Source organism: Pseudomonas sp. SHLD1 (assembly GCF_028640935.1).
Taxonomy (GTDB): Bacteria; Pseudomonadota; Gammaproteobacteria; order Pseudomonadales; family Pseudomonadaceae; genus Chryseomonas; species Chryseomonas aestiva.
Genome location: NZ_JAQZAD010000035.1, coordinates 330032 through 349380 on the forward strand (window position 1 = coordinate 330032; position 19349 = coordinate 349380).

The window sequence follows — 19349 nt, forward strand, 5'->3', positions numbered from 1 at the left end:
CTCACTCACGCAGAAACGCGGGGAAAGGTTTCGTCCTTGCGCAGGGTCAGGATCTCGTAACCCTCTTCGGTGACCAGCACCGTGTGTTCCCACTGCGCGGACAACTTGCGGTCCTTGGTGATGGCGGTCCAGCCGTCGCCCAGCAGGCGGGTCTCGTAGCGGCCCTGGTTGATCATCGGTTCGATGGTGAAGATCATCCCGGCCTGCAGTTCGAGGCCCGTGCCGGCCCGGCCGTAGTGCACCACCTGCGGCTCCTCGTGGAAGCCCTTGCCGATCCCGTGGCCGCAGTATTCGCGAACCACCGAGAAGCCGTTCTTCTCGGCGTGCTTCTGAATGACCTCGCCGATATCGCCCAGCCGCGCGCCAGGGCGCACCAGGTCGATACCCTTGTAGAGGCATTCCTGGGTGACCTGGCAGAGCCGGTCGGCCCACTCGGGCACGTCGCCCACCAGGTACATCTTGCTGGTGTCGCCGTGGTAGCCGTCTTTGATGACGGTGATGTCCACGTTCATGATGTCGCCGCTCTTGAGCGGCTTGTCATTGGGAATGCCGTGGCAGACCACGTGGTTCAGCGAGGTGCAGATGGATTTGGGGTAGCCCTTGTAGTTCAGCGGGGCGGGGATGGCCTGCTGCACGTTGACGATGTAGTCGTGGGCCAGCCGATCCAGTTCTTCGGTGGTGATGCCGGGACGCACGTGTTCGTCCAGCATTTCGAGCACTTCGGCGGCCAGCTGGCCGGCGATGCGCATCTTGGCGATGTCTTCAGGGGTCTTGAGGATGACGGTCATCGGAAATCTCTAGGTATCACGCCGGGTGTCAGCTTTCGATCCGCTATTCTATCAGAGCCGGCGCCCGCACTGTGGCTGCCGGCGGTACCCCGGACCTCCGGCATGCGGCAATCGCCGCTGGTGGTATCCGGCAGGGCGTGATATAAAGTCGCGCGCTTTTTAGGGGCTATGCCCTTCAGCGCTCCTAACCCCACACACGCATCGACACGATGACCTGGGTGCTTCCCGATGGGAAGTTGGTCATTGGGATGCGTGGAGGCCCAACCCGACTACGAGGAACATCTAAATGTCTCAAGTCTCCATGCGTGACATGCTGAAAGCCGGCGTGCATTTCGGCCACCAAACCCGTTACTGGAACCCGAAGATGGGCAAGTACATCTTCGGCGCGCGTAACAAGATCCACATCATCAACCTCGAAAAGACCCTGCCGATGTTCAACGAGGCCCTGACCTTCGTTGAGCGCCTGGCGTCCGGCAAGAACAAGATCCTGTTCGTCGGCACCAAGCGTGCTGCCGGCAAGATCGTTCGCGAAGAAGCCGCGCGTTGCGGTCAGCCCTTCGTTGATCATCGCTGGTTGGGCGGCATGCTGACCAACTACAAGACCATCCGTGCCTCGATCAAGCGTCTGCGTGATCTGGAAATCCAGTCCCAGGACGGTACTTTCGACAAGCTGACCAAGAAAGAAGCCCTGATGCGTACCCGCGATCTCGAAAAGCTCGAGCGCAGCCTGGGTGGTATCAAGGACATGGGCGGTCTGCCGGATGCCCTGTTCGTGGTCGACGTTGACCACGAGCGCATCGCCATCACCGAAGCCAACAAGCTGGGCATCCCGGTCATCGGCGTCGTCGATACCAACAGCAGCCCGGAAGGTGTTGACTACATCATCCCTGGCAACGATGACGCCTTCCGCGCCGTTACTCTGTACCTGAGCAGCGTTGCCGATGCCGTGATCCGTGGCGGCAGCAACGGCGGTGCCAACGAGCAATTCGTCGAAGAACCCGCTGCCGAAGCCGTCGAGGGCTGAGCATTTCGACCCTAGGGTCGAGCGGTTCGACGTGCGAGAAGGGGGCCTAGCCCCCTTTTTGCCTACTGGCGTTTCATTGGCTCCGCCTGCGTGCGGAGTGACCTCGAAACCGATTCAAGAGGATTTCAAACATGGCAGAAATCACTGCAGCCCTGGTCAAAGAACTGCGCGAGCGCACCGGCCAAGGCATGATGGATTGCAAGAAGGCCCTGACCGCTGCCGGTGGCGACATCGAGAAAGCCATCGACGACATGCGTGCCGCTGGCGCCATCAAGGCTGCCAAGAAAGCCGGTAACGTGGCTGCCGAAGGTTCCATCGCGGTCAAGGTCGCTGACGACCACAAGGCTGCCGTCATCATCGAAGTCAATTCCCAGACCGATTTCCTGGCTCTGCAGGATGACTTCAAGGGCTTCGTCGCCGCCAGCCTGGACAAGGCCTTCGCCGAGAAGATGAGCGATGCCGCTCCGCTGATCGCCGCTCAGGAAAGCGCCCGTGAAGCGCTGGTCGCCAAGTGCGGCGAGAACGTCAACATCCGTCGCCTGACCCGTGTCGAAGGCGATGTCGTTGGCGCCTACCTCCACGGTCACCGCATCGGTGTGGTCGTTACCCTGCAGGGTGGCACCGCCGAACTGGCCAAGGAAATCGCCATGCACGTCGCGGCGAGCAATCCCCAGTTCCTGAATCCCTCCCAGGTTTCCGAAGAAGCTGTCGCCAAGGAAAAGGAAATTTTCCTGGCGCTGAATGCCGACAAGATCGCCGGCAAGCCGGAAAACATCGTGGAGAACATGGTCAAGGGTCGTATCAACAAGTTCCTGGCCGAAGCCAGCCTGGTTGAGCAGCCCTTCATCAAGGATCCGGAAGTCAAGGTCGGTGAGCTGGCCAAGAAGGCCGGCGCCGAAATCGTTTCCTTCGTGCGTTACGAAGTAGGCGAAGGCATCGAGAAGGCTGAGGTCGACTTCGCTGCCGAAGTCGCTGCCCAGCTGGCTGCCAGCAAGCAGTAAGACCGGCATCCGCCGTTGACCAGGAGGCCGCCCGCTTCGAGCGCGCGGCCTCTTTGTCAAATTGGAAGGCAGGTCTGATTTCTGGTCTTCCAAGGAGTTTTTTGCCGATTGGAGTGAACGCAACTGCGGTTGCGCTTTCCTATCGCAGGATCAAAATCCCCCGCACATGTTCATCGCCACAGGAGAGAGTGAATGGCACAGCAGATGAGTGGTCGCCAACCCCGTTACAAGCGTATTCTGCTGAAGCTCAGTGGCGAAGCCCTGATGGGAAGTGAAGACTTCGGGATCGATCCGAAGGTGCTGGATCGCATGTCGCTGGAGATCGGCCAACTGGTGGGCATCGGTGTCCAGGTCGGTCTGGTGATTGGCGGTGGCAACCTGTTCCGCGGTGCAGCGCTGTCCGCCGTGGGTATGGACCGGGTGACCGGCGACCACATGGGCATGCTGGCTACCGTGATGAACGCCCTGGCCATGCGCGATGCCTTGGAGCGCTCCAATATTCCCGCCACGGTGATGTCCGCCATTTCCATGGTTGGGGTAACCGATCAATACGATCGTCGCAAGGCCCTGCGTCAGTTGAAGGACGGCGAAGTCGTCATCTTCTCCGCCGGTACCGGCAATCCGTTCTTTACCACCGATTCCGCCGCCTGCCTGCGGGCCATCGAGGTCGAAGCCGATCTGGTGCTCAAGGCCACCAAGGTGGATGGTGTATACACGGCAGATCCCTTCAAGGATCCCAACGCCGAAAAATTCGAGCGTCTGACCTACGACGAGGTGCTCGACCGCAAGCTGGGTGTCATGGATCTCACGGCCATCTGTCTCTGCCGTGATCACAACATGCCCTTGCGGGTTTTCAACATGAACAAGCCCGGCGCCCTGCTCAATATCGTGGTGGGCGGAGGTGAGGGCACCCTGATCGAGGAGGGAGCAGCATGATCAACGAGATCAAGAAGGATGCGCAGACGCGCATGACCAAGACCCTGGAAGCCCTGGGCCACGCCTTTGCCAAGATCCGTACCGGACGCGCTCATCCAAGCATCCTGGATAGCGTCATGGTGTCCTACTACGGCAGCGACACTCCGCTGCGTCAGGTGGCCAACGTCACCGTCGAGGATTCGCGGACCCTGGCCCTGAGCGTGTTCGACAAGGGCATGATCCAGGCAGTCGAGAAGGCCATCATGACTTCCGACCTGGGCCTCAATCCGGCCACTGCCGGTACCACCATTCGCGTGCCGATGCCGGCGCTGACCGAAGAGACCCGCAAGGGCTTCACCAAGCAGGCGCGTTCCGAGGCCGAGCAGGCGCGCGTTTCCGTGCGCAACATCCGCCGCGATGCCCTGGCTCAGCTCAAGGATCTGCTCAAGGAAAAGGAAATCAGTGAAGACGAGGATCGTCGCGCTCAGGATGAAGTCCAGAAGCTGACTGATAAATTCGTCGCCGAGGTGGACAAGGCTCTGGAGGCCAAGGAAGCCGACTTGATGGCTGTTTGACAACGGTTGGGATGTAACATGGGCATGAGCAAGCCAGGCAAGGTGGTGCCGCGTCACGTGGCGATCATCATGGATGGGAACAATCGCTGGGCGCGCCGTCGGCTGCTGCCGGGCGTCGCCGGTCACAAGGCCGGAGTGGACGCCGTACGCGCGGTCATCGAGGTGTGCGGCGATGCGGGCGTCGAGGTGCTGACGCTGTTCGCCTTCTCCAGCGAGAACTGGCGGCGTCCGGCCGACGAGGTCGGCGCCCTGATGGAGCTCTTCCTTTCCGCCCTGCGGCGGGAGGCCAAGAAGCTGCATCAGAACGGCATCCGGCTGCGCATCATCGGCGATCGCTCGCTGTTCCATCCGGAACTGCAGGCGGCCATGGCGGAAGTCGAGGCACTCACTGCCCATCACACCCGGTTCGTGCTGCAGATCGCGGCGAACTACGGGGGGCAGTGGGACATCACCCAGGCCGCCCAGCAGCTGGCCCTGCAGGTTCAGCAGGGCACGCTGCAGCCGGGTGAGATCACCCCCGAGCTGTTGCAAGGCCGTCTGGCGACGGCCGACCTGCCACTGCCCGACCTGTGCATCCGCACCGGCGGCGAGCGGCGGGTGAGCAACTTCCTGCTCTGGCAGATCGCCTATGCCGAGTTGTATTTCTCCGACCTGTTCTGGCCGGACTTCAAGCACGAGGCCATGCATGCCGCGCTGGCCGACTTCGCCACCCGCCAGCGGCGGTTCGGCCGGACCTGCGAACAGGTGGAAGCGGAGCTACGCGCCTAATGTTGAAGCAGCGAGTTATCACGGCGATGGTGCTCCTGCCCATCGCCCTGGCCGGATTTTTCTGGCTGGAAGGGGCGACCTTCGCCTTGTTCATTGGCGCGGTCGTGGTCCTGGGCGCATGGGAGTGGGCGCGCTTGGCGGGTCTGGAAACCCAGCCGCTGCGTTGCGCCTATGCCGCCGTGGTCGCGCTGGCGCTGTTGCTCTGTTGGTGGTTGCCCGGTGGTGCCCATGGTCTGCTGTTCATCAGTCTGGCCTGGTGGCTCTATGCGACCGTGCTGGTGCTTACCTATCCCGATAGCGCTCGTGCCTGGCAGGCTTCCTGGCGGCGCCTGCTGATCGGTCTGGTGGTGCTGGTTCCGGCCTGGCAGGGGCTGATGCTGCTCAAGGGGGCACCGGGTGGCAATCTGCTGATTCTCGAAGTGATGATGCTGGTGTGGCTGGCCGACATCTTCGCCTACTTTTCCGGGCGCGCCTTCGGCAAGCGCAAGCTGGCGCCGGCCGTGAGTCCGGGCAAGAGTTGGGAAGGCCTCTACGGAGGACTGGCCGCCGCACTGGTGGCGACCCTGGTGCTCGGCCTGGTCCGAGGCTGGGGCCTGGGTGACCTCTTGCAGGCGCTCATCGGCGCCGCCTGCGTGGTGCTGATCTCCGTGGTCGGCGATCTCACCGAGAGCATGTTCAAACGCCAGGCCGGACTCAAGGACAGCAGTCAGCTGCTGCCCGGGCATGGTGGCGTGCTGGATCGCATCGATAGCCTCACCGCTGCCGTTCCGCTGTCTGCTCTGCTGCTCTGGTGGGCTGGCTGGGGTGTTCAGTGAGCCTCCAGCAGCTTTGCGTGCTGGGTGCGACTGGCTCCATCGGTGCCAGCACCCTGGATGTCGTGGCCCGGCATCCTGATCGCTATCGTATCTTCGCCCTCAGCGGACATCGTCGGCTGCAGGAGCTGGCTGACCTTTGCCGGCGTTTCCAGCCGGTCTATGCAGCCGTCCCGGACCAGGCCTCCGTCGAGCAGTTGGCCGGCCTGCTGCAGGATGTCGAGCGGCGCCCCGAGATCCTGGTAGGGGAGGGTGGCCTGGAGGCCATCGCGGCTCACCCGGAGGTCGATACCGTCATGGCGGCGATCGTCGGCGCGGCGGGTCTGAAGCCGACGCTGGCTGCGGTCAAGGCCGGCAAGCGCGTGCTGCTGGCCAACAAGGAAGCCCTGGTCATGAGCGGCGCGCTCTTCATCGAGGCGGTGCAGGCCAGTGGCGCGACCCTGCTGCCCATCGACAGCGAGCACAATGCCATCTTCCAGTGCCTGGCCGATCCGGCGACGCCTGGGCTGGCGCGCAAGGGTGTCAGGCGCATCCTGCTCACCGCCTCGGGTGGTCCGTTCCGCGAGACGCCGGCCGAGCAGCTGGCTGGCGTGACACCGGACCAGGCCTGTGCCCATCCCAAGTGGTCCATGGGGCGCAAGATTTCGGTGGATTCCGCCACCCTGATGAACAAGGGGCTGGAGCTGATCGAGGCCTGCTGGCTGTTCGAGGCGACGCCGGAACAGGTCGAGGTGGTCATCCATCCCCAGAGCGTGATCCATTCGCTGGTGGACTACGTGGATGGTTCGGTGCTGGCCCAGCTGGGCAATCCCGACATGCGCACCCCGATCGCCCATGCCCTGGCCTGGCCCGAACGGATCGACTCCGGTGTTGCGGTGCTGGATCTGTTCGAGATCGGCCGACTCGATTTCGAGCAGCCCGACGAAGAGCGCTTTCCCTGTCTGCGCCTGGCGCGAGAAGCGGCCCAGGCGGGTGGTTGCATGCCGGCGACGCTCAATGCGGCCAACGAGGTCGCCGTCGACGCCTTTCTCGAAGGCCGACTGGGCTTCACCGAGATTCCGCTGCTGATCGAGTCGGTACTCAAGGCTGTCGAGCCCTGTGCGGCCACCGATCTCGATGCGGTCTTCGCGGCCGACAGTACCGCTCGGCAGCTGGCTCGGGAGTGGCTGTCGAGACGCTGATCCCGCGCCTCGACACCCGGCCTGCGAGTCCGCAGAATCTGCACACTGAGGTAGCGGAGGCAGCCAATGTCCATCCTTTATACGATTATGGGAACCCTGATCGCCCTGGGCGTCCTGGTGACCATCCACGAGTATGGCCATTTCTGGACGGCGCGCCGTTGCGGCGTCAAGGTCCTGCGTTTTTCCGTAGGCTTCGGCAAGCCGCTGCTGCGCTGGCACGATCGCCAGGGCACCGAATTCGTGGTGGCCGCGATCCCGCTGGGCGGCTATGTGAAGATGCTGGACGAGCGCGAAGCGCCAGTGGCGCCCGCAGAGCAGCAGGCAGCCTTCAATCGCAAGACGGTCCGCCAGCGTATCGCCATCGTCGCTGCCGGACCGATCGCCAATTTCCTGCTCGCCATCCTGTTCTTCTGGCTGCTGGCCATGCTTGGTTCCCAACAGCCGCGCCCGGTCGTGGGAGCGATCACGCCCGATACTCCGGCCGCCACTGCGGGCATTCCCATCGGCGCAGAGCTGACCGCGGTCGATGATGCGGCGGTAGACAGCTGGTCGGCGGTCAATCTGCGGCTGGTCGATCGCCTGGGTGAAAGTGGTTCGCTGCGCCTGGGTTACCGGGTGCCGGGTACCACCGCCGAGCAGAGCAGCGTCATCCAGCTCGATGCCTGGCTGCGCGGTGCGGAAGATCCGGATCCGATCCAGGCCCTGGGCCTGAAACCCTGGCGACCGCAGATCCCGGCGGTCTTCGCCGAGCTTGATCCGGCCGGCCCGGCGAAAGCGGCCGGCCTGCAGGCGGGAGACCGCCTGATCGCTCTGAACAATACGCCCATCGGCGACTGGCAGCAGGCCGTGGACTGGGTGCGGGCGCACCCTGGTCAACAGGTCAGGCTGACCTATGAGCGCGAGGGCCAGCAGCGGGATCTGACCCTGCGGCTGGGCGCGCGGCGCATCGATTCCAGCGAGACCGGTTACCTCGGTGCAGGTGTGGCCCCGGTCAAGTGGCCAGCGGAAATGGTTCGCGAAATCAGCTATGGACCCGTGGCTGCCGTAGGCGAAGGTATCAGCCGAACCTGGCAGATGAGCGTGCTGACGCTGGTTTCCCTGAAGAAGATGCTCTTGGGAGAGCTGTCGGTAAAAAACTTGAGCGGGCCGATAACCATTGCTAAAGTGGCGGGCGCTTCAGCTCAGTCAGGCCTGGGGGATTTCCTCAATTTTCTGGCGTACCTGAGCATAAGCCTGGGGGTTCTGAATCTGTTGCCTATCCCTGTGCTCGACGGTGGTCATCTGGTCTTCTACTTCGTCGAGTGGATTCGCGGGCGGCCCTTGTCCGAGCGTGTACAGACATGGGGCATGCAGATCGGTATTAGCCTCGTCGTGGGTGTGATGCTGCTGGCCTTGGTCAATGACCTCGGTCGCCTCTGACACTCTGCTGATTGCCGAATCTGCCGCCCAGTGCGGCAGATTCTTTATTTGCCAGTTGGAATAAAAGGGACTCATGAAACGCCTGCTGCTACCTGCGGTAATAGCCGCGCTGATGATCGGCGAGGTACACGCCGAGTCCTTCACCATCTCCGATATTCGCGTCAACGGACTGCAACGAGTATCGTCCGGCAGCGTCTTCGGTGCCCTGCCGCTCAACGTCGGCGAGTCCGTTGACGACAACAAGTTGGCCGAGGCCTCGCGCTCGCTCTTCCGTACCGGATTCTTCCAGGACATCCAGCTGGGTCGTGACGGTAACGTCCTGGTCGTGAACCTGGTCGAGCGTCCCTCCATTTCCAGCATCACCCTGGAAGGCAACAAGGCGATCTCCAGCGACGACCTGATGAAGGGTCTCAAGCAGGCCGGTCTTGCCGAAGGCGAGATCTTCCAGCGTGCGACGCTGGAAGGCGTGCGCAACGAATTGCTGCGCCAGTACGTCGCCCAGGGCCGCTATTCCGCCAGCATCGATGCCGAGGTGGTGCCCCAGCCCCGTAACCGGGTGCAGCTGAAGATCAACATCAACGAGGGCGAGGTCGCGACCATCTCCCACGTCAACGTGGTGGGCAACACGGTCTTCGCCGAGGACGACCTGACCTCGCTGTTCGAGCTCAAGCCGAGCAACTGGTTGTCGTTCTTCCGTAACGATGACAAGTACTCCCGGGAAAAGTTGTCAGGTGACCTCGAGCGCCTGCGCTCCTATTACCTGGACCGTGGTTACATCAACATGGACATCACCTCGACCCAGGTGTCCATCACGCCCGACAAGAAGCACGTCTACATCACGGTCAACGTCAACGAAGGGCAGAAGTACACCGTTCGTGAAGTGAAGCTGTCCGGCGACCTCAAGGTGCCGGAGGAAGAGCTGCGCAAACTGATGCTGGTCCAGCCGGGCCAGGTCTTCTCGCGCAAGGTGATGACCAGCACCTCGGATCTGATCACCCGCCGACTGGGCAACGAAGGCTATACCTTCGCCAACGTCAACGGTCTGCCCGAGCCCCATGACGACGACCACAGCGTGTCCCTGACCTATGTGGTCGATCCGGGCAAGCGTGCCTACGTCAATCGCATCAACTTCCGCGGCAACACCAAGACCGAGGACGAGGTGCTGCGTCGCGAGATGCGTCAGATGGAAGGCGGTTGGGCGTCCACCTATCTCATCGACCAGTCCAAGACCCGCCTCGAGCGGCTGGGCTACTTCAAGGAAGTCAAGGTCGAGACGCCCCAGGTACCGGGTACCGACGACATGGTCGACGTCAACTACAACGTCGAAGAGCAGCCGTCGGGCTCCATCACCGCCAGCATCGGCTTCGCCCAGAGCGCCGGTCTGATCCTGGGTGGTTCCATCAGCCAGAACAACTTCCTGGGCACCGGCAACCAGGTCAGCATCGGTCTGACCCGTTCCCAATACCAGAGCCGCTACAACTTCAGCTTCACCGATCCCTACTTCACGCCGGACGGCGTGAGCCTGGGCTACAACATCTTCTATCGCAGCACCGACTACAGCAAGCTGTACGACAGTGACGTCTCCTACTATTCGATCAACAGCCTGGGGACCGGTGTCACCCTGGGCTATCCGATCAGCGAGACCTCGCGCCTGACCTATGGTCTGAGCGTGCAGAACGACGAGATCAATCCCGGTACCTACAGTGCCGACGAGATCTACGATTTCGTAGATCGCGAAGGTAAGGATTTCACTAACTTCAAGGCCAGCATCGGCTGGTCGAGTTCGACGCTGAACCGTGGCGTCCTGCCGACCCGGGGTGCCTCCCAGAGCATGACTGGCCAGATCACCATTCCGGGCAGCGACCTGAGCTTCTACAAGCTCGACTACCGCGGCCAGCTGTTCACCCCGCTGACCGACACCACCGCGCTGCGCTTCCACACCGAGCTGGGCTATGGCGACAGCTATGGCAGCACCGACGGCCTGCCGTTCTATGAGAACTACTACGCCGGTGGCTTCAACTCGGTGCGGGGCTTCGAGGACAGCAGCCTGGGTCCGAGAACTACGCCACCGCAGATAAACCAGGCCACTGGTCAGACCAACTACGCGTCTAAAGGCCAGGGCTACCGCGATCGCGACAAGTCTGAGGCCTTCGGTGGCAATGTGCTCATCACAGGCGGTGTGGAGTACCTCTTCCCGCTGCCCTTCGTGAAGGATCAGAAATCCCTGCGTACCGTGTTGTTCTGGGACGTGGGTAACGTGTTCTCGACGGGTAATTGCTACAAGACGCCTGATGGTCAAGATGGAACCAAGAATTGCGGAGACATCAGCTTCTCCAACATGGCCAGTTCCGTCGGCGTCGGCGTGACCTGGGTCACCGCCCTGGGTCCGCTGAGCTTCAGCCTGGGCGTCCCGGTCAAGAAGCCGACCAACTCCGATCCGCAGGTCTTCCAGTTCTCGCTGGGTCAGACGTTCTGACCCAGGCAACACCTTTGCGCTTTACGCAGGAGTCAACTGTGCACAAGTACACTCGCTACGCTCTGTTCGCTGCCGTTCTCGTTGCCGCTCCGGTTTTCGCCGATACCAAGATTGCTGTCCTGAACTACCAGATGGCCCTGCTGGAATCCGATGCCGCCAAGAAGTACGCCGTGGATTCCGAGAAGAAGTTCGGTCCCCAGCTGAACAAGCTCAAGGGTCTGGAAGGCTCCGCCAAGGACATCCAGGACAAGCTCAACAAGGGTGGTGACAAGATGGCCCAGGCCGAGCGCACCCGCCTGGAGAACGACTTCCGCCAGAAGGCCCGTGACTTCCAGTTCCAGTCCAAGGAACTCAACGACGCCAAGGCCGCCTCGGATCGCGACATGCTCAAGCTGCTCAAGCCGCGCCTGGACAAGGCCGTGGAAGAGGTGCTGAAGAAGGGTGATTACGATCTGGTGCTCGAGCGTGGCGCCGTGGTTGACGTGAAGCCGCAATACGACATCACGCGCCAGGTCATCGAGCGCATGAACGCGGGTCGTTGATGAGTCATAGCACCTTTACGCTGGGCGAACTGGCGCAGTGGCTGGAAAGCCGCCAGTTGACCGTGGAATTACGCGGTTCGTCCGAGCGCCGGGTCACCGGTCTGGCTACCCTGCCCGAGGCCGGCCCCGACCAGTTGAGTTTTCTCGCCAATCCGCAATACCGCCGTTACCTGGCCGATACCCAGGCCGGGGCCGTGCTGCTGACGGAAAAGGACGCCGACGGCTATGCCGGCGATGCCCTGATCCTGGCGAATCCCTACCTGGCCTATGCGCGGCTTTCCCACCTGTTTGATCGCAAGCCGCGCAGCGCCGCTGGTATCCATCCGACCGCGCTGGTCGCGGCGGATGCTGAGGTCGATCCGACCGCGGCCATCGGCCCCTATGTGGTGATCGAGGCGCAGGCTTGCATCGGCGCTGGTGTCAGTCTCGGCGCTCACTGCGTGGTGGGTGCACGCAGCGTCATCGGCGTCGATAGCTGGCTGGCACCGCGGGTCACGCTCTACCACGACGTGACCATCGGCGCGCGCGCCGTCGTGCAATCCGGAGCCGTGATCGGCGCCGAGGGCTTCGGCTTCGCCAACGAGCGTGGCCAGTGGCAGAAGATCGCCCAGCTGGGTGGCGTGCTGATCGGCGACGACGTCGAGATCGGTGCCAATACCACCATCGACCGCGGCGCTTTGGCGAACACGGTCATCAGCAATGGCGTCAAGCTCGACAACCAGATCATGATCGCGCACAACGTCCAGGTCGGTGAGCACACCGCCATGGCCGCCTGCGTCGGCATCTCTGGCAGTACCAAGATCGGCAAACACTGCACCATCGCCGGCGGCGTGGGCATGGTCGGTCATATCGAGGTGTGCGACCACGTGTTCGTCACCGGTATGACCATGGTGACCCGCTCGATTACCGAGCCCGGCGCCTATTCCTCCGGTACGGCCATGCAGCCGGCCGGTGAGTGGAAGAAGAGCGCCGCGCGGATTCGTCACCTCGACGACATGGCCCGCCGTCTGCAACATCTGGAAAAAATCGTTGCTACCGTGACCTCGCGGGATGACGCTGCTTCTGATGCTTGATTCTGCATTGGATGTTCCCCCTTTCTTAACAGGCCTTCCCCGACCATGATGGACATCAACGAGATCCGTGAATATCTCCCGCATCGCTATCCCTTTCTGTTGGTGGATCGCGTGCTGGAGCTGGATATCGAAGCCAAGCGCATTCGTGCCTACAAGAACGTCAGCATCAACGAACCGTTCTTCACCGGCCATTTTCCCCAGCACCCGATCATGCCGGGCGTGCTGATCGTCGAGGCCATGGCGCAGGCCGCCGGTGTACTCGGCTTCAAGATGATGAATTCATCGCCGGCCGATGGCACCCTGTACTACTTCGTCGGATCGGATAAGCTGCGTTTTCGCCAACCGGTGACGCCGGGTGACCAACTGATGCTCGACGCTCGCTTCATCAGCACCAAGCGCGGCATCTGGAAATTCGAATGCCACGCCAGTGTGGACGACAAGCCGGTCTGCTCGGCTGAAATCATCTGTGCGGAACGCAAGCTATGACGTTGATTGACCCCAGGGCTATCGTCGACCCCCAGGCACGGCTCGCTGCCGATGTCCAGGTCGGCCCCTGGTCGATCATCGGGCCCGATGTCGAGCTTGGCGAGGGGACCGTCGTCGGTCCTCACGTCATCCTCAAGGGGCCGACCGTGATCGGGCGTCACAATCGTATCTTCCAGTTCTCGTCCATCGGCGAGGACACCCCTGATCTCAAGTATCAGGGCGAACCGACCCGGCTGCGGATCGGCGATCACAACACCATCCGCGAAGGGGTCACCATCCACCGCGGTACCGTGCAGGATCGGGAAGAGACGACCATTGGCGATCACAATCTGCTGATGGCCTATGTGCACATCGGGCATGACAGCGTGATCGGCAATCACTGCATCCTGGTCAACAACACGGCCCTTGCCGGGCACGTGCATGTCGATGACTGGGCGATCCTGTCCGGCTATACCCTGGTGCATCAGTTCTGCCGCATCGGCGCCCACAGCTTTTCCGGCATGGGCACGGCCATCGGCAAGGATGTACCGGCCTATGTCACGGTGTTCGGCAATCCGGCCGAAGCCCGTAGCATGAACTTCGAAGGCATGCGGCGGCGGGGCTTCTCGGCCGAAGCCATCAAGGAATTGCGCCGCGCCTACAAGGTGGTCTACCGCCAGGGGCTGACCGTCGATGACGCCCTGCGCGAGCTGGAACCTGTGGCTCAGCAATTTCCCGAGGTGGCGGTGTTCCGCGATTCCATCCTGAGTGCGACGCGTGGCATCACCCGCTGAGTTCGCCCAGCGCCCGCTGCGCGTGGCGCTGGTGGCAGGGGAGGCGTCGGGTGATCTGCTGGGCGCCGGCCTGATGCAGGCGCTGCGTGAGCAACACCCGAATATTTCCTTCATGGGGGTGGGTGGTCCGCGGATGGAAGCCGAGGACCTGGTGTCCGCGTTTCCCATGGAACGCCTGGCGGTCATGGGGCTGGTCGAGGTACTCGGCCGCCTGCGGGAACTCCTTGGGCGGCGCAAGGCGCTGATCGCTCAGCTGCTCGACGCCCGTCCCGATGTCTTCATCGGTATCGACGCCCCGGATTTCGTCCTCGAGATCGAAGCCCAGCTGCATCGCGCGGGCATTCCCGCCGTGCATTACGTCAGCCCCTCGGTCTGGGCCTGGCGGCAGAAGCGCGTATTGAAGATCCGCGATGGCTGCGACCTGATGCTGACCCTGTTCCCCTTCGAGGCGCGCTTCTACGAAGAGCAGCAGGTGCCGGTGCGCTTCGTCGGCCATCCGCTGGCCGACACCATCGCGCTGGACAACGACCGCCTGGCGGCCCGCCAGGCCCTGGGTCTGCCGCAAGACGGCCAGGTCGTCGCCCTGCTGCCCGGCAGTCGCGGTGGCGAAGTAGGGCGTCTGGGGGCGCTGTTCCTTGACGCTGCCGCTCAGTTGCTGGCCGTGCGTCCCGACATGCGCTTCGTGTTGCCCTGTGCCAATGCCGCGCGGCGGGCGCAGGTGGAGCAGCTGCTGGAAGGGCGGCCGCCCTTGCCGCTGCTGCTGACCGATGGCCGTTCCCATGAGGTGCTGGCCGCCTGTGATGGCGTGCTGATCGCCTCGGGCACCGCCACCCTGGAGACGCTGCTGTTCAAGCGACCCATGGTGGTGGCCTATCGGGTGGCGCCCCTGACCTATCTGATTCTCAAGCAGCTGGTGAAGAGTCCCTACATTTCGCTGCCGAACCTGCTGGCCGGGCGCAAGCTGGTGCCCGAGCTGATCCAGCACGAGGCGACACCGGAGCGGCTGGTGGCCGAACTGCTGCCGTTGCTGGAGCGGCCTGAGCAGCAGACCGACAGCTTCGCGGCCATCCATCACAGCCTGAGGCGCGATGCCTCGGTGCAGGCGGCGGCTGCCGTGCTGGATCTCCTGCGGTCGCGCAGCTGATGCAACTGGGCCTGGATTTCAACCTGGTCGAGGCACTGGTCGCCGGGGTGGATGAAGTCGGCCGCGGTCCGCTGTGCGGCGCCGTGGTCACGGCCGCGGTGATCCTCGATCCGGGCAAACCCATCCTCGGGCTGAACGATTCGAAGAAGCTGTCGCTGGCGCGCCGCGAAGCCCTGTTCGACGAGATCCAGGAAAAGGCCCTGGCCTGGTGCGTGGCCCGTGCCGAAGTCGCCGAGATCGACAAGCTGAACATCCTGCACGCCACCATGCTGGCCATGCAGCGGGCGGTGGAAGGCCTGCAGGTGCAGCCGCGGCTGGCCCTGATCGATGGCAATCGTTGTCCCAAGCTGGCGGTGCCCAGTTCACCGGTGGTGAAGGGCGACAGCCAGGTCCCGGCGATCGCCGCGGCCTCCATCCTGGCCAAGGTGACCCGCGATCGCGAGATGCAGGTGCTGGATGCCCTCTATCCGGGCTATGGCCTGGCCGGGCACAAGGGCTATCCCACCGCCGAGCACCTGGACGCGCTCAGGCGCCTGGGGCCCACACCGATCCACCGACGCTCCTTCGCGCCGGTGCGTGACGCCTGGCACGCCCTCGAGACCCAGGCGTCCACCCAGATCATCGCGACCTACTGACGGCCGTCGCGGCGGTCTGACCCCGGGTCGACAATCCAGTACAATCTCGCGCCTCATGCATCAAGGGGTCTCTGCCATGTCCGCATCCTTCGTCCACCTGCGTCTACACACGGAATACTCCCTGGTCGACGGGATCGTGCGGGTGAAGGGGCTGGTCAAGGCCGCCGAAGCGGCCGGGATGCCGGCGGTGGCGGTGACCGACCAGGGTAACCTCTGTTCCCTGGTCAAGTTCTACAAGGCCGCCATGGGCGCCGGGATCAAGCCCATCGCCGGCGCCGATATCTGGCTGGCCGGTCGCGACGGGGACGCTCCCTTGAGCCGCATGACGCTGCTGGTCATGAATGCCAAGGGCTATCGCAACCTTACGGAGCTCCTGTCGCGGGGTTTCCAGGAAGGTCAGCAGGATGGCCAGATCGTCATCCAGCGCGACTGGGTCAAGGAAGCCAGCGAAGGCCTGATCGCCCTGTCCGGTTCCAAGGAGGGTGAGATCGGCCTGGCGCTGCTCGAAGGCGACCTGGCCCTGGCCGATCAACTGTTCGCGGAATGGCAGCAGGTCTTCCAGGAGCGCTTCTATCTGGAGGTGCAACGCACCGAAAGGGTCGGCGACGAAGAACACCTGCATGCCGCCGTGGCCCTGGCCGATCGCTGTGGTGGCGCCCTGGTGGCGACCAACGACGTGCGCTTTCTCAAGGCGGAGGACTTCGAGGCCCACGAGACCCGCGTCTGCATCGGCGAGGGCCGCCCGCTGGACGATCCCCGTCGCGAGCGCAAGTACAGCGACCAGCAGTACCTGAAGTCGGCGGCCGAGATGGCCGAGCTGTTCAGCGACCTGCCGGAGGCGCTGGAAAACACCGTCGAGATCGCCAAGCGCTGCAACATCGAGATCCAGCTGGGCAAGTACTTCCTGCCCAACTTCCCGATTCCCAACGGGATGACCATCAACGACTACCTGCGCCATGTGTCCTTCGAGGGCCTTGAAGAGCGCCTGGCCGTGCTCTGGCCGCGCGAGACCACGCCGAACTACGAAGAGAAGCGCCAGGAGTATGTCGACCGACTCAACTTCGAGCTCGACATCATCATCCAGATGGGCTTCCCCGGTTACTTCCTCATCGTGATGGACTTCATCAAGTGGGCGAAGAACAACGGCGTGCCGGTCGGCCCCGGCCGGGGCTCGGGTGCCGGCTCCCTGGTGGCCTATGTGCTGAAGATCACCGACCTCGATCCGCTGGCCTACGACCTGCTGTTCGAGCGCTTCCTCAACCCCGAACGGATCTCCATGCCCGACTTCGACGTCGACTTCTGCATGGACGGTCGCGACCGGGTGATCGAGTACGTGGCCGACCTGTACGGCCGCGAGGCGGTGAGCCAGATCATCACCTTCGGCACCATGGCGGCCAAGGCGGTGGTGCGCGACGTGGCGCGGGTGCAGGGCAAGTCCTATGGCCTGGCCGATCGCCTGTCGAAGATGATCCCCTTCGAAGTGGGCATGACCCTGCAGAAGGCCTTCGAGCAGGAAGAGGTGCTGCGCGACTTCCTGGCGACCGACGAGGACGCCAAGGAAATCTGGGACATGGCCCTCAAGCTCGAGGGCATCACCCGCGGCACCGGCAAGCACGCCGGGGGCGTGGTGATCGCGCCGACCAAGCTGACCGACTTCTCGCCCATCGCCTGCGACGAGGACGGCAACGGCCTGGTGACCCAGTTCGACAAGGACGACGTCGAGCAGGCCGGCCTGGTCAAGTTCGACTTCCTCGGTCTGCGTACCCTGACCATCATCAAGTGGGCGCTGGAGACCATCAACCGCACGGAAGTAGAGGAGGGGCGCGAGCCGCTCAATATCGACTTCATCCCGCTGGACGACAAGCCGACCTACGCCCTGCTGCAGAAGGCCGAGACCACCGCCGTCTTCCAGCTGGAATCCCGCGGCATGAAGGAGCTGATCAAGAAGCTCAAGCCGGACTGCCTGGAAGACCTCATCGCCCTGGTGGCGCTGTTCCGCCCCGGTCCGCTGCAGTCGGGCATGGTGGACGACTTCATCAACCGCAAGCACGGCCGCGCCGAGCTGGCCTATCCGCATCCGGACTACCAGTACGACGGCCTGCAGCCGGTGCTGGCGCCCACCTACGGCATCATCCTCTACCAGGAACAGGTGATGCAGATCGCCCAGGTCATGGGTGGCTACACCCTGGGCCAGGCGGACATGCTGCGCCGGGCCATGGGCAAGAAGAAGCCCGAGGAGATGGCCAAGCAGCGCGGCGGCTTCATCGAGGGCTGCGCCAATAACGGCATCGATGGCGAGCTGGCGGGCAACATCTTCGACCTGGTGGAGAAGTTCGCTGGTTACGGCTTCAACAAGTCGCACTCGGCCGCCTACGGCCTGGTTTCCTACCAGACCGCCTGGTTGAAGACCCACTATCCGGCGCCCTTCATGGCCGCGGTGCTGTCGGCGGACATGCACAACACCGACAAGGTGGTGATCCTCATCGAGGAATGCCGCCACATGAAGCTGCGCATCGACACGCCGGACGTGAACATTTCCGAGTTCAAGTTCACCGTGAACGAAGGCGGGCGCATCGTCTACGGCCTGGGCGCCATCAAGGGCGTGGGCGAGGGCCCGGTGGAGGCCATCGTCGAGGCGCGTGCCGAGGGGCCCTTCAAGGATCTCTTCGACTTCTGCGCGCGGGTGGATCTCAAGCGCATCAACAAGCGCACCCTGGAAGCCCTGATCCGCTCCGGTGCCCTGGACCGCCTGGGGCCGCATTACCACGATGAACTCAAGGCCTATCAGGCGACCATCGACCAGAATCGCGCCGTGCTGCTGGCCGCCATGGAAGAGGCCATCGCCTCGGCCGAGCAGACCGCCCGCAGTCACAACAGCGGTCACGTGGATCTCTTCGGTGGCGTCTTCGCCGAACCCGAGGCCGACGTCTATGCCAACCACCGCCGCGCCCGCGAGCTCAATCTCAAGGAGCGCCTGCGCGGGGAAAAGGAAACCCTGGGGCTGTACCTGACCGGTCACCCCATCGAGGAGTACGAAGGCGAGGTCCGGCGGCTGGCGCGTCAGCGCATCGTCGACCTCAAGCCCTCGCGCGAAACCCAGACCGTGGCCGGGCTGATCGTCAACCTGCGGGTGATGAAGAACAAGCGCGGCGACAAGATGGGCTTCGTCACCCTGGACGATCGCTCCGGGCGCATCGAAGCCTCGCTGTTCGCCGAAGCCTTCAATGCCGCCCAGGCGCTGTTGCAGACCGATGCCCTGGTGATCGTCGAGGGCGAGGTCAGCCAGGACGACTTCTCCGGTGGCCTGCGCCTGCGCGCCAAGCGGGTGCTGGGGCTGGAGGAAGCCCGCACCGCCCTGGCGGAAAGCCTCAGGATCGCCGTGCGCAGCGAGGCGCTGGCCGGCGATCGGCTGCGCTGGCTGGGCGAGTTGTGCGGTCGCCATCGGGGCGCCTGTCCGGTCACCATCGACTACCAGGGCCCCACCGCGCGGGCGCTGCTGCAGTTCGGCGAGAACTACCGGATCGACCCGGCCGATGGCCTGATTCAAACCCTGCGTGACCAGTTCGGCAGGGAGAACGTCTTTCTGAACTATCGTTAAGTCCGAGCGCCTCGTGCGCTCCGTCCCAACCCTCGCCAGCGGCGGGTGCCGGTGACGTGGCAGGAGTCTCGACCTGTCCCGTCCGATCCCTTAAGGTAGGCGCCCCGGCCCCTGGCTCTAGATTGTAATAACGGATGCC

At 63.4% G+C, this 19349-nt stretch carries 17 protein-coding genes; 16 read left to right on the plus strand and 1 reads right to left on the minus strand.

All coding sequences use genetic code 11. The features are described from left to right. Positions 1 to 5: 5 nt before the first annotated feature. Positions 6 to 788 (minus strand): type I methionyl aminopeptidase, encoded by a 783-nt coding sequence (gene map / locus PVZ77_RS25105; protein ID WP_133859822.1) that lies wholly within the window; start codon positions 786 to 788, stop codon positions 6 to 8. A gap of 286 nt (positions 789 to 1074) precedes the next feature. Between map and rpsB the strand changes: the two genes are divergently transcribed. The 16 genes from rpsB (at position 1075) to dnaE (ending at position 19210) form a co-directional block, all read left to right on the plus strand. Further along, positions 1075 to 1812, plus strand: coding sequence for a 30S ribosomal protein S2 (gene rpsB, locus PVZ77_RS25110; RefSeq protein ID WP_208694438.1), 738 nt, complete (start codon positions 1075 to 1077; stop codon positions 1810 to 1812). Between the two features lie 131 nt (positions 1813 to 1943). Beyond that, positions 1944 to 2813 (plus strand): translation elongation factor Ts, encoded by an 870-nt coding sequence (gene tsf / locus PVZ77_RS25115; RefSeq protein ID WP_187978696.1) that lies wholly within the window; start codon positions 1944 to 1946, stop codon positions 2811 to 2813. 192 nt (positions 2814 to 3005) lie between these two features. Next, complete coding sequence (pyrH, locus tag PVZ77_RS25120) at positions 3006 to 3749, plus strand: UMP kinase (protein WP_017639054.1); 744 nt, start codon at positions 3006 to 3008, stop codon at positions 3747 to 3749. Beyond that, entirely contained in the window at positions 3746 to 4303 is a 558-nt protein-coding gene (gene frr, locus PVZ77_RS25125) for a ribosome recycling factor (RefSeq protein WP_208694440.1), read from the plus strand. Before pyrH ends, frr begins: the two co-directional genes overlap by 4 nt. Positions 4304 to 4321: 18 nt before the next feature. Continuing rightward, entirely contained in the window at positions 4322 to 5071 is a 750-nt protein-coding gene (gene uppS / locus PVZ77_RS25130) for a polyprenyl diphosphate synthase (protein WP_183631063.1), read from the plus strand. Continuing rightward, positions 5071 to 5886: a phosphatidate cytidylyltransferase gene (locus PVZ77_RS25135; RefSeq protein WP_273808734.1), complete on the plus strand. Its 816-nt coding sequence runs from the start codon at positions 5071 to 5073 to the stop codon at positions 5884 to 5886. Before uppS ends, PVZ77_RS25135 begins: the two co-directional genes overlap by 1 nt. Continuing rightward, the gene (gene ispC, locus PVZ77_RS25140; protein ID WP_273808735.1) at positions 5883 to 7064 is read left to right on the plus strand and encodes a 1-deoxy-D-xylulose-5-phosphate reductoisomerase; all 1182 of its coding nucleotides are present in this window, start codon (positions 5883 to 5885) and stop codon (positions 7062 to 7064) included. The genes PVZ77_RS25135 and ispC overlap by 4 nt, the downstream gene beginning before the upstream one ends. 66 nt (positions 7065 to 7130) lie before the next feature. After that, positions 7131 to 8483: a sigma E protease regulator RseP gene (gene rseP, locus PVZ77_RS25145; RefSeq protein WP_273808736.1), complete on the plus strand. Its 1353-nt coding sequence runs from the start codon at positions 7131 to 7133 to the stop codon at positions 8481 to 8483. A gap of 73 nt (positions 8484 to 8556) precedes the next feature. After that, positions 8557 to 10959: an outer membrane protein assembly factor BamA gene (bamA, locus tag PVZ77_RS25150; protein ID WP_273808737.1), complete on the plus strand. Its 2403-nt coding sequence runs from the start codon at positions 8557 to 8559 to the stop codon at positions 10957 to 10959. Positions 10960 to 10997: 38 nt separating this feature from the next. Beyond that, entirely contained in the window at positions 10998 to 11501 is a 504-nt protein-coding gene (locus tag PVZ77_RS25155) for an OmpH family outer membrane protein (protein ID WP_273808738.1), read from the plus strand. After that, positions 11501 to 12574, plus strand: a complete 1074-nt coding sequence (lpxD, locus tag PVZ77_RS25160; RefSeq protein ID WP_443218069.1) for a UDP-3-O-(3-hydroxymyristoyl)glucosamine N-acyltransferase — start codon at positions 11501 to 11503, stop codon at positions 12572 to 12574. Before PVZ77_RS25155 ends, lpxD begins: the two co-directional genes overlap by 1 nt. Before the next feature lie 45 nt (positions 12575 to 12619). Further along, complete coding sequence (fabZ, locus tag PVZ77_RS25165; protein WP_007159483.1) at positions 12620 to 13060, plus strand: 3-hydroxyacyl-ACP dehydratase FabZ; 441 nt, start codon at positions 12620 to 12622, stop codon at positions 13058 to 13060. Then, entirely contained in the window at positions 13057 to 13833 is a 777-nt protein-coding gene (lpxA, locus tag PVZ77_RS25170; protein WP_273808740.1) for an acyl-ACP--UDP-N-acetylglucosamine O-acyltransferase, read from the plus strand. Before fabZ ends, lpxA begins: the two co-directional genes overlap by 4 nt. 16 nt (positions 13834 to 13849) lie before the next feature. Further along, positions 13850 to 14977: a lipid-A-disaccharide synthase gene (lpxB, locus tag PVZ77_RS25175; RefSeq protein WP_273808872.1), complete on the plus strand. Its 1128-nt coding sequence runs from the start codon at positions 13850 to 13852 to the stop codon at positions 14975 to 14977. Then, positions 14977 to 15612 carry a ribonuclease HII gene (gene rnhB / locus PVZ77_RS25180; RefSeq protein WP_273808741.1) on the plus strand — a complete coding sequence of 212 codons (636 nt, stop codon included), beginning with the start codon at positions 14977 to 14979 and terminating at the stop codon, positions 15610 to 15612. Before lpxB ends, rnhB begins: the two co-directional genes overlap by 1 nt. 76 nt (positions 15613 to 15688) lie before the next feature. Next, positions 15689 to 19210, plus strand: a complete 3522-nt coding sequence (gene dnaE, locus PVZ77_RS25185) for a DNA polymerase III subunit alpha (protein WP_273808742.1) — start codon at positions 15689 to 15691, stop codon at positions 19208 to 19210. The last annotated feature ends 139 nt before the right edge of the window (positions 19211 to 19349 follow it).

What these genes read in the sequence shown, in the direction of transcription:
- rseP (WP_273808736.1), top strand. Translation starts at nt 7,131, where the DNA reads ATGTCCATCCTTTATACGATTATGGGAACCCTGATCGCCCTGGGCGTC.
- fabZ (WP_007159483.1), top strand. Translation starts at nt 12,620, where the DNA reads ATGATGGACATCAACGAGATCCGTGAATATCTCCCGCATCGCTATCCC.
- frr (WP_208694440.1), top strand. Translation starts at nt 3,746, where the DNA reads ATGATCAACGAGATCAAGAAGGATGCGCAGACGCGCATGACCAAGACC.
- lpxD (WP_443218069.1), top strand. Translation starts at nt 11,501, where the DNA reads ATGAGTCATAGCACCTTTACGCTGGGCGAACTGGCGCAGTGGCTGGAA.
- bamA (WP_273808737.1), top strand. Translation starts at nt 8,557, where the DNA reads ATGAAACGCCTGCTGCTACCTGCGGTAATAGCCGCGCTGATGATCGGC.
- dnaE (WP_273808742.1), top strand. Translation starts at nt 15,689, where the DNA reads ATGTCCGCATCCTTCGTCCACCTGCGTCTACACACGGAATACTCCCTG.
- map (WP_133859822.1), bottom strand. Translation starts at nt 788, where the DNA reads ATGACCGTCATCCTCAAGACCCCTGAAGACATCGCCAAGATGCGCATC.
- pyrH (WP_017639054.1), top strand. Translation starts at nt 3,006, where the DNA reads ATGGCACAGCAGATGAGTGGTCGCCAACCCCGTTACAAGCGTATTCTG.
- PVZ77_RS25135 (WP_273808734.1), top strand. Translation starts at nt 5,071, where the DNA reads ATGTTGAAGCAGCGAGTTATCACGGCGATGGTGCTCCTGCCCATCGCC.
- tsf (WP_187978696.1), top strand. Translation starts at nt 1,944, where the DNA reads ATGGCAGAAATCACTGCAGCCCTGGTCAAAGAACTGCGCGAGCGCACC.
- lpxA (WP_273808740.1), top strand. Translation starts at nt 13,057, where the DNA reads ATGACGTTGATTGACCCCAGGGCTATCGTCGACCCCCAGGCACGGCTC.
- rnhB (WP_273808741.1), top strand. Translation starts at nt 14,977, where the DNA reads ATGCAACTGGGCCTGGATTTCAACCTGGTCGAGGCACTGGTCGCCGGG.
- uppS (WP_183631063.1), top strand. Translation starts at nt 4,322, where the DNA reads ATGGGCATGAGCAAGCCAGGCAAGGTGGTGCCGCGTCACGTGGCGATC.
- rpsB (WP_208694438.1), top strand. Translation starts at nt 1,075, where the DNA reads ATGTCTCAAGTCTCCATGCGTGACATGCTGAAAGCCGGCGTGCATTTC.